The 9,347-nt window shown below is 69.4% G+C and carries 7 protein-coding genes; 2 read left to right on the top strand and 5 right to left on the bottom strand.

Annotation, left to right across the window (positions count from 1 at the left end; all coding sequences use genetic code 11):
* Positions 1-916 precede the first annotated feature (916 nt).
* From ACFOWB_RS25760 to ACFOWB_RS25775, 4 genes are all read right to left on the bottom strand, one after another.
* The gene (locus ACFOWB_RS25760) at positions 917-1,879 is read right to left on the bottom strand and encodes a HEAT repeat domain-containing protein (RefSeq protein WP_378150214.1); all 963 of its coding nucleotides are present in this window, start codon (positions 1,877-1,879) and stop codon (positions 917-919) included.
* Between the two features lie 168 nt (positions 1,880-2,047).
* Positions 2,048-2,281 carry a 4Fe-4S dicluster domain-containing protein gene (locus tag ACFOWB_RS25765; RefSeq protein WP_261404420.1) on the bottom strand — a complete coding sequence of 78 codons (234 nt, stop codon included), beginning with the start codon at positions 2,279-2,281 and terminating at the stop codon, positions 2,048-2,050.
* A 12-nt stretch (positions 2,282-2,293) separates the two neighbouring features.
* A complete protein-coding gene (locus ACFOWB_RS25770; RefSeq protein WP_378150217.1) occupies positions 2,294-4,033 on the bottom strand; it encodes a fumarate reductase/succinate dehydrogenase flavoprotein subunit in 1,740 nt (579 codons plus the stop codon).
* 30 nt (positions 4,034-4,063) lie between these two features.
* Positions 4,064-4,414, bottom strand: a complete 351-nt coding sequence (locus ACFOWB_RS25775; protein WP_378150219.1) for a DUF971 domain-containing protein — start codon at positions 4,412-4,414, stop codon at positions 4,064-4,066.
* A 218-nt stretch (positions 4,415-4,632) separates the two neighbouring features.
* Here ACFOWB_RS25775 and ACFOWB_RS25780 point away from each other — a divergent pair, with 218 nt between their 5' ends.
* The gene (locus ACFOWB_RS25780) at positions 4,633-6,150 is read left to right on the top strand and encodes a GGDEF domain-containing protein (protein WP_261404418.1); all 1,518 of its coding nucleotides are present in this window, start codon (positions 4,633-4,635) and stop codon (positions 6,148-6,150) included.
* 51 nt (positions 6,151-6,201) lie between these two features.
* Here the strand turns inward: ACFOWB_RS25780 and ACFOWB_RS25785 are convergent, their stop codons facing one another.
* Positions 6,202-8,670: a hypothetical protein gene (locus ACFOWB_RS25785; protein ID WP_378150221.1), complete on the bottom strand. Its 2,469-nt coding sequence runs from the start codon at positions 8,668-8,670 to the stop codon at positions 6,202-6,204.
* 324 nt (positions 8,671-8,994) lie between these two features.
* On the opposite strand from ACFOWB_RS25785, the gene ACFOWB_RS25790 reads away from it, so the two are divergent.
* Complete coding sequence (locus ACFOWB_RS25790) at positions 8,995-9,255, top strand: hypothetical protein (RefSeq protein ID WP_261404416.1); 261 nt, start codon at positions 8,995-8,997, stop codon at positions 9,253-9,255.
* Positions 9,256-9,347 lie beyond the last annotated feature (92 nt).

Raw genomic sequence — 9,347 nt, forward strand, 5'->3', positions numbered from 1 at the left:
GATCGCGACGGAAGCGGGAGGATGGCGGCTCCGCCGACGATGGGTTCTCCGGAAACGGGGGCGCTCTTGTCCCGGACTTGATCCGGGACAAGAGAACCGACAGCGTCATGGAAGTAGGCGCCGAACTCGCTTCGCCTGTCCCGGCGCCCGCATCGGTTCTGGGTCCCGGATCAAGTCCGGGACAAGGGGGCGGTGGGCGATCGGGACGGAAGCGGGAAGGCGGCTCCGCCGACGATGGGTCTCTGGAAACGGGGGCTCTTGTCCCGGACTTGATCCGGGACCGAGAACCGACATCGTCATGGAAGTGGGCGCCGAACCCGCGTCGCCTGTCCCGGCGCCCGCATCGGTTCTGGGTCCCGGATCAAGTCCGGGACAAGGGGGCGGTGGGCGATCGGGACGGAAGCGGGAGGACGGCGGCTCCGCCGACGATGGGTTCTCTGGAAACGGGGGCTCTTGTCCCGGACTTGATCCGGGACCGAGAACCGACATCGTCATGGAAGTGGGCGCCGAACCCGCGTCGCCTGTCCCGGAACCCGCGTCGGTTCTGGGTCCCGGATCAGGTCCGGGACAAGGGGGGGCGGCGCGCGATCGGGACGGAAGCGGGAAGGCGGCTCCGTCGACGATGGGTTCTCCGGAAACGGGGGCGCACTTGTCCCGGACTTGATCCGGGACCCAGAACCGACATCGTCACGGAAGTAGGCGCCGAACCCGCGTCGCCTGTTCCGGAGCCCGCATCGGTTCTGGGTCCCGGATCAAGTCCGGGACAAGGGGCCGCGCCGTCTCGGTCGTCATGCCCGAGCTTGTATCGGCGATCCACGACTTCGGCGTGGAGTCCAACGATCCGAGAAAGTCACGGACGCCCGCGCCGCCGCCGGCATGACGGCGACGGCTTGTTTCGAGGAGACGAAAACCGGTCCTACACCGCCGCCTGGCAGCGCCCCACGGCCCAGCGGATCAGCTTGCGGACGTCCGGATCCGGATCGTCCATCGCGGGCTCGAGCCAGTTGAGCGCGCGCGGCGCCGCGATCTCGCCGAGCGCCGCGGCCGACTCCTTGCGAAGGTTGCTGATCTCGGAGCCGAGCGCCTCGCCAAGCGCCTCGATCGCGCTTTCGGCGCGCAGCCGCCCAAGCGCGTTCGCGGCCTTGATGCGGACCTGCCAGACCTCGTCGGTCATCGCGGCGATGAGCGCGACGGTCGCCTCGGGAAGGCGGATCTTGGCGGCCGAGACCGCGGCCTCCTCGCGCACCTGCCAGTGCGGATCGGAGAGCCCGGCCACCAGCGTCGAGGCGCCGGGGCCGCCGGGGCGCACGAAGACGAGCGCCGACATGGTGGCGCGGCGCACGCTCGGATCCTCGTCCGAAGCGGTCGCGATCAGCGCCGGCATCGCCTCTTCGGCCTTCAGCCAGCCGATGACGCCGAGGCCCTCGCGGCGCACTTCGGGCGCCGCGCTGCGGAGCGCGCGCAGAGCGGCGGCGAGCGCGTCGGGCAGGGTGAGTTCGCGAAGCGCCCGCAACGCCGCGGCCTGCACGAAGGGATCGGGATGCTCGGCGCGCTCGATCAGGAGCGGCGCGCAGGACGGCTCCTTCTTTTCCGCAAGCGACTCCGCGGCCGCGAGGCGCACCGCCTCGTCCTTGTCCTCGAGCGAGCCGACGAGGCCCTCGACGACCTCCGGTCCGTCATGCTCGTCGAGCGCCTTGGCGGCGGCCGCGCGAACCTGCGCGTCCTCGTCGCCGAGGCCTTTCAGCAGCAGCACGATGGCCTCGGGGCCGACCTGCTCGGCGAGCTCCATCATCGCGACGCGGCGCACGCCCGCGTCAGGGTCGGCGGCGCGCTCCTTGAGGTCGTCGAGATCGTCGTCGAAGGCGTCGAATACGGGCATGGTCGTGATCCGTAACGGTTTCAGCGCCGGAACCTCGTCATCCCCCGGCTTGTCCGGGGGATCCAGGCTAGATCGTCGGGCGCGGCGGCGCGGAGGGCTGGATGCCCCGGACAGGCCGGGGCATGACGATGGCGGAGGATCCGAACGCCTTCGGGAGGCGGCGGACGATCAGCGCAGCAGATAGGGGATGTTGACCTTGACGGCGCCCGTCGGGCAGTCGGCCTCGCAGGGCATGCAGTACCAGCACTCGTCGTACTTCATGAACGCCTTCTTGCGTCCCTCGTCGATGGCCAGGATATCGAGCGGGCAGACGTCGACGCAGACGGTGCAGCCCTTCTCGGCGATGCATTTGGCGTCGTCGATGACGACCGCGGCGCTCTTCGACTGGGTGATGATCGGCATGGTCGTGTCTCCTCACTCGGCCGCTTGCGGGGTCTTCACGCGGAGCTGGTGATAGGCCGCCATCTCCTCCGCCTCGACCGGGACCACGTAAGGGTCGATCTCGCGCTTGCGGTGGGACATGCGGCCGTTCTCGTCCTTGTAGAGCATGGTGTGGCAGTACCAGTTCTCGTCGTCGGTCTGCGGGTGGTCGACGCGCAGGTGGTAGAAGCCCCAGCGGCTCTCGGTGCGGTAGAGCGAGGCCGCGGCCGCCATGTCGGCGCAGTCGAGGATGGTCTGCATCTCGAGCGCGCGCAGCAGTTCGTGCGGGTCGCTCGCGCAGAGCTCGTTCAGGTCCTCGCGGATCTCGGCGAAGCGGCGCTGCGCGATCTCCATCTTGGCCGTGACCTTCGGCGGCTCGAGGTAGTCGTTCACGAGGCGGCGGGTCTTGAACTCCATCTCGTGCGGGGTGAGGCCGTCGGAGCGGCGGGTGGGGGCGAGCACGCGCTCCTTCTCGGCCGCGAGATAGCCCTCGTCGAAGGCCGCGAGGTCGACGTTCGCGCAGTATTCGGCCGCGTCCGCGCCCGCGATGCCGCCGTTCACGAAGGCGCCCAGCATGTAGTTGTGCGGCACGCTCGCCATGTCGCCGACGGCGTAGAGGCCGGGGATGGTGGTGCGGGCGTTCTCGTCGACCCACACGCCCGAGGCGGAGTGGCCGGAGCAGAAGCCGATCTCGGAGATGTGCATCTCCACGGGGCGTTTGCGGTAGTCGTTGCCGCGGCGCTCGTGGAAGCGGCCGCGCGAGGGCCGCTCATTGGTGTGGAGGATGGTCTCGATCTCGGAGATCGTCTCCTCGGCGAGGTGGTCCATCTTGAGATAGACCGGGCCGTTGCCCGACTGCAGCTCGCGCCAGAACTCCAGCATCATCTGGCCCGACCAGTAGTCGCACTCGATGAAGCGGTCGCCCTTGTTGTTGGCCGTGAAGCCGCCGAACGGGCCGGTGACGTAGGCGCAGGACGGGCCGTTGTAGTCCTTGATCAGCGGGTTGATCTGGTAGCATTCGAGGTTCGCGAGCTCGGCGCCGGCGTGATAGGCCATGGCGTAGCCGTCGCCGCAGTTGGCCGCGTTCTCATACGTGCCGAACATGTAGCCCGACGCCGGCAGGCCGAGGCGCCCCGCCGCGCCGCAGGCGAGCACCACCGACTTCGCCCGAACGACCAGGAACTCGGAGCTGCGGGTGTTGACCCCGACCGCGCCGGCGATGCGCCCGTCCGGGCCCTTGAGCAGGCGCGTCGCCATGTAGCGGTTCGTCACGGCGACCTGGAGGCGGCGGAGCTGCCGGTACAGCACCTTCTTGACGTTGTGGCCCTCGGGCATCGGCAGCACGTAGGTCCCCATGTGGTGGACCTTGCGCATGTTGTATTCGCCCGAGCCGTCCTTCTCGAACTTGACGCCCAGCTTGTCGAGATACTGGATCATCGGGAAGGAGCCGGTGGCGTAGGCCATCACCGCCTTCTGGTGGACGATGCCGTCATTCGCGACGGTGATCTCCTTCACATACTGCTCGGGGGTGGCGTAGCCCGGCACGACGGCGTTGTTCAGCCCGTCCATGCCCATGGAGATCGCGCCCGAGCGCTTCACGTTCGCCTTCTCCATGAGGACGACGTTGAGCTTGGGGTTGGCCTCCTTGGCCTTGATGGCGGCCATCGGGCCGCCGGTGCCGCCGCCGATGACCAGCATGTCGCACTCGATGATCTCGGTCTTGGGTTCGCTCATGATGTGCTCTCGCGAATTGGCGTTGCGGCGTCAGGCGGCTTGCGCCGCCGCGTCCTCGCAGGCGAGGGCGCGCAGATAGGTCCAGGGGAAGACGCCGCGGTCGTGCCCGTCGGCGAAGACGAGATGGACGGCGTAGCCGCCGATCGGGTTGACCTCCGCGATCGCGGAGCCGGGGAAGCTCGCCGGGAAGCTCCCGTCGGCGCGGGCGCGGGTGCACCAGGCGCAGCGGCAGTTGAGGCGCAGCGTCTCGGCGGCGGCGGTCGCCGACGAGCCGTCGACGAAGCTCATCCGCATCGTCGCGCCGCCGCGCGAGACCGTCGCCTCGACGGGCGCGTCGCGCTCGTCGAAGGGAAGCGACGGACGGTTCCGGTCGAAATCCATCTTGAGGCCCTCTCGCGTCTTTCGTCGGGAAGAAGAGCCGAGGGGAGGGCGGGCGCACAGCAATTAGTTGCCGCCTCGGCGCGCTAGCCGCCCTGGGCGGCGCGCGGCAACCGCTCGTTAGCCACGCGGAGCGGAAAAGCCTGGGGGCGGCGCGGATCGAAAGCCGCGGTTAGACGCTTGCGCGCGATCAATTTTCCCGGGCAACAGGAACGTGCGGGATGGGACGGTTTTTGGGCGCTTCGCGCTGGCTTCGATCGCCGCGTCTCGGCGTCGTGCTGGGCGTGCTCGCGCCGATCGGCATGCTGGCGCTGTCGGCCGCCATGCTGTTCGAGCTGCGCCGCGACGCCTGGGACGAGGCGGCGCGAACCTCCCGCAACCTGCTGCAGGTGATCGAGCAGGACATCGAGCGCAACATCGAGGTCATCGACCTGTCGCTGCGCGGCGCCGCCGAGAACCTGAACGCCCCGGGCGTCGCGGAAGCCGATCCCGCGCTCCGCCAGCTCATGCTGTTCGACCGCGCCACCACCGCGCAGGACATCGGCGTGATGCTGGTGCTCGACGAGACCGGCGAGGCCGTGTTCGACGCCGCCTCCTATCCGCCCCGCAAGATCAACAACGCCGACCGCGACTACTTCAAGGCCCATCAGGCCGAACGCGGTCTCGGCCTCCTCATCAGCCGCCCGCTGGTCTCGCGCCTCACCGGCGCGCCGATCGTGGTGCTGAGCCGCCGCATCGACAAGCCGGACGGCTCGTTCGGCGGGGTCGCGCTCGTCAGCCTCAAGCTGTCCTATTTCGATCGCCTGTTCGCGCGGGTCGGGCTCGGCAAGCAGGGCGCGGTCAATCTCTATCTCGACGACGGCACCCGCCTGATGCGCCACCCTTACGTGGCCGCCGACATCGGCGCCAACATCGCGGGCGCGCCGACCTTCGAGCGCTTCAAGAGCGAGCGCCAGGGCAGCTTCGTCGCGACCTCGGTGCGCGACGGGGTCGAGCGCCGCTATGAGTTCACGAGGGTCGGCGAGCTGCCGCTGATCCTCAACGTGGCGCTGTCCTCCGCCGAGATCGAGGGCGAATGGCGCGTGCGGGCGCTCGTCATCGGCGTGGTGCTCGCCGCGCTTTGCGGCCTCACGATCGCGCTCTCGCTGCTGTTCGGCCGCGAGCTGCGCCGCCGCTCCGAGATCGAGGTCGAGCTCGCGCGGCTCTCGCGCACCGATCCGCTCACCGGCCTCGCCAACCGGCGCCGCTACGAGGAGCTGCTCGCCTCGGGCTTCGAGGAGGCGCGCCGCACCGCCGGTTCGCTGGCGCTGCTGATCGTCGACGCCGACCACTTCAAGCGCCACAACGACCGCTACGGCCATGCGGCGGGCGACGAGCTGCTGAAGCGTCTCGCGCGCCGCCTCGAGGACGGGGCGCGGCGCGCCGGCGACACGGCGGCGCGCATCGGCGGCGAGGAGTTCGCGGTGCTGCTGCCCGGCGCCGACATAGCCCGCGCGGCCGAGGTCGCGGACGACATCCACGCCGCGGTCGCGCGGCTCTCGGTCGAGGGCGGCGTCACGGTCTCGATCGGCCTTGCGGTCGCGGGGCCCGGCGGCGCCGCGGCGACGCCCGAGGAGCTCTATCGCCTCGCCGACGCCGCGCTCTACGAGGCCAAGGACGGCGGCCGCAACCGCACGTGCCGGGCGGCCGCGCGCGGGACGGCGGCGTTCGGCGGCCTGCGGGTCGTCGGCGTGGTCTGAGCCGGACGGGGCCTACGCCCGGCCCGGCTGCTCACCGGACCGAAGACCTGTTTACCGAACCGAGGATTTGGCCACCGGGCCGAACCGCCATTTCGAACCGCCCGCCACGATCGCGAGCGAGCCGCCGTCCGGCGCCGCGTCGAAGGCGGCGGCCGGAACCGCGATGCGCTCCGTCGTCGGGCCGTCGTCGGTGCGCACGGCCTTGACCGGACGTCCGCCGATGACCGCGGCGAGCCCGCTCGGCCCCGCGATGATCGCCGAGCGCGCCGAAAGCGTGAACTCGACCGCGGCGCCGAGCGTCCCGTCCGCGTTGACCGGCGCGGTCGTGCGCACGGCGTCGACGATCCGGGCGCCGACGTCGGCCGGCGCGTCCCGCTCGCCGGCGAGATGCGCATAGGCCTCCCCGACCGGCGCGCTCGCCGCGACGAGGCGGGCGCGCGCCTCGTCGATCGTGGGCAGAGGCGGCCGGACCCGCGGGGCCTGCGGGGCGTCGGCGGATGTCGGGCGGACGTCGAACTTCATGTTGGTCGCGGGCTCGTTGGTCGCCCACACGTCGCCGAAGAAGACGCCGCCGGCGGCGTTGTCGCCATGGGCGCCGGCCGGCGAGAGCAGCAGAAGCATCAGCCTCACGGTCTTCGGATCGAAGCCGGCCTCCGCGTTGCGCAGGAACTCCGACACCGGCACGCGCGCGCTCGACATCAGCGCGTGATAGCTCGGATTGACGGGCAGAAGATTGGCGCCCGGAACGTCGAGCCCCACCGCCTGCCGGTCGTCGAGATAGTCGTAGAGCCGCACATAGGAGGTGTTGCTGGCGCGGCCTTCGCCGTCGAGCAGGAGCACGCCGATGTTCTGCGAACCGGCCTCTCCGGCCTGCGGCGACCGCTTCACGCAGGCGTCGACGCGGTTCTTGTCCTGGTCGTAATAGGTCTTGATCACGCAGTCCGGACCGACGCGGAACTCGATCGTCTTCATCTTCGAGATGTCGGCGGGCTGCTGGTTGTTCAGCACCACATAGGCGTAGTGGTAGCCGTTGGCCGGAGCCTCCTTGACGGTCGGCGGACCCCAGCGCAGCTGCGCGCCCCAGGTGTTGTAGCGGTCGGCCAGGTCGGTCGAGTTCCAGCTGTGATACGGCACGAAGCGGCACGACCCCTCGACGCCTTCGAGCGGCAGCAGCTTGCTGTTGCAGGCGCCTGCGGGATTGTCGTCGAAGCGCACGAGCTGCAGCCCCCCGTTCACCTTCGTGCCCGGGAAATAGGACCGGTCGATGCGTCCGGTCCTGGCGAGCGGCTCCGGCAGGTCGTAGGCCGGGTTGAGCAGCTCCGCCCAGGAGCCGCCCTTGGTGCGCGAGCGCACGATCGCCATCACGAAGTAGAGCGCCTGCGTCTTCTGGGCCTCCGAGGTGCCGATGGTCGGGAACAGCTTTTTCTGGCCGGGGCACTCATGGGTGAGCGGGCGTTCGCCAGCGAGGTCATAGTAATCGGTGGTGTGCCACTCGGTGTTGTAGGCGTTGTGGTTGGCGCCGTCGGTCTGGAACACCGCGCGGTAGTTGCCTCTCTGGTCGGGAAAGAAGTTTACGGCGCGGTCGTAGGTGCGCATGCCCTCCATCTTGAACACGTCGGCGTCGCAGCTCGGCAGCAGCACGCCATAGGCGGCGCCGCCGAGCGGCAGGGTCGAGGGCAGGTTGCGCTGGCGCAGGCTCGCGGTCGGCGCGATCGCGGCCAGCGAGACGATCGAGGCGCCGGCCGGCAGCCGCGACGACTTCCAGCCGTCGACGTCGCCGTTAAAGAGGTAGTAGGCCGAGACGATCGCGTCGCCGCCGCGCGAATGGCCGACGAGCGAGATCTTGCTGAAGTCGAGCTTCCCGATCAGGTCGCGCTTGAAGAAGGCGGGCGGCGAGCCCTTGTTCTGGTTCCACTGCCCGAGAAGGTGGAGGTGGCGCAGGATCATGCGGCCGCGGCGGATGATGAGGTCGGGGTCGGGATCGGCCGGATCGGCGACCTTGTACTGGTTGACGCCGCGGTTGGTGTTGATCGAGACGACGGTGTAGCCCTGCGTCGCGAGCCGCTCGCCGATGTAGTCGTAGCCCCAGTGGTTGGGGGTGACGTCGTAGCCGCGCGGGCATTTGCCGGTGGTGCTGTAGTCGGCCCGGTTGTCGATCCGCCATTTTCCGGTCGAGTCCCGCTTGCCGCAGGTGCCGTGCTCGCCGTGCAGCATGACGACGACGGGCGTCGTCCCGACCGTCGGGCCCATCGGATAGAACACCCGCGCCCAGATCTCGGTCCAGATCTGCTGGCTGCCGGTGACCTTGGGATCCCATTTGACGACCCAGGGGTCGAACTTGGCGGGAAGGCGATATTCCACCTTGCCGACGGGATAGGGGCCGGGGCCGGTCGGATCGTCGGCGACCGCGGCGCGGGCCTGGGGCGCCAACGTTGCGAGCGCGACGGCGAGCGCCGCGCCGAGAACCGCGCGGCCGACTGATTTCAACGGGGGGAAGGGCATCACGGAGCCTTTGGACACGACAGCTCCGGCCACTTGGCCTGTGGCGCAAATGTGGCGTCAAGGTGGGGAAATTACGTAACCCGAAGGTCGTCGGTCGGCCGCCGCCGCCGCGAGGAAGCCTCGGCCCCAAGCGCCGCTCGGCTTCGCTGCGCCGCAAACAATACATGATATGTCTAAAGACATATTACATTTGACTGCCGATCATGTGGATTTGGAACGTATCCAGCGCGCCGGCTCACGTAATCGCCGCTCAAAAATAGTCAGAAATATTTCTCTCGACCCTCGCCATCGCGGCGATGGGAACTATCTCCCAGGCGTCGCGTCGCATTAGGAGATCGTACCATGAGCGCCATTCAGGACTGCCTGTCCCGCTTCACCGTCGCCGTCTGGTCGCAGTCCCCTAACGCCGTCCAGGACATCGACGCGGCGATCACGGCCTATCTCGCGACGCAGGCGCCCGACCGGACTTCGCAGATCCAGGCTCTCGCCACCCTGCGGGACTGCTATGGCCGCGTGACGACGTCCTCGCCGCTCAGCGAGACGGTGCGGGCGACGATCGACGAGCGTCTCGCGGCGCTGACGCCTGCGGCCGCCGCCGCCTGAGCCGCGGCCGGGCGGCGCGTCGGACCGGGCGTCCTAGGAAGCGGACTCATAACGCGTTGACCCAGAGACGCGCGGCGACGAGCTTGATGGCT

It is taken from the genome of Chenggangzhangella methanolivorans, assembly GCF_042648545.1.
In the GTDB taxonomy this organism is placed as follows: domain Bacteria; phylum Pseudomonadota; class Alphaproteobacteria; order Rhizobiales; family Methylopilaceae; genus Methylopila; species Methylopila methanolivorans.

What these genes read in the sequence shown, in the direction of transcription:
- ACFOWB_RS25760 (WP_378150214.1), bottom strand. Translation starts at nt 1,879, where the DNA reads ATGCCCGTATTCGACGCCTTCGACGACGATCTCGACGACCTCAAGGAG.
- ACFOWB_RS25765 (WP_261404420.1), bottom strand. Translation starts at nt 2,281, where the DNA reads ATGCCGATCATCACCCAGTCGAAGAGCGCCGCGGTCGTCATCGACGAC.
- ACFOWB_RS25770 (WP_378150217.1), bottom strand. Translation starts at nt 4,033, where the DNA reads ATGAGCGAACCCAAGACCGAGATCATCGAGTGCGACATGCTGGTCATC.
- ACFOWB_RS25775 (WP_378150219.1), bottom strand. Translation starts at nt 4,414, where the DNA reads ATGGATTTCGACCGGAACCGTCCGTCGCTTCCCTTCGACGAGCGCGAC.
- ACFOWB_RS25780 (WP_261404418.1), top strand. Translation starts at nt 4,633, where the DNA reads ATGGGACGGTTTTTGGGCGCTTCGCGCTGGCTTCGATCGCCGCGTCTC.
- ACFOWB_RS25790 (WP_261404416.1), top strand. Translation starts at nt 8,995, where the DNA reads ATGAGCGCCATTCAGGACTGCCTGTCCCGCTTCACCGTCGCCGTCTGG.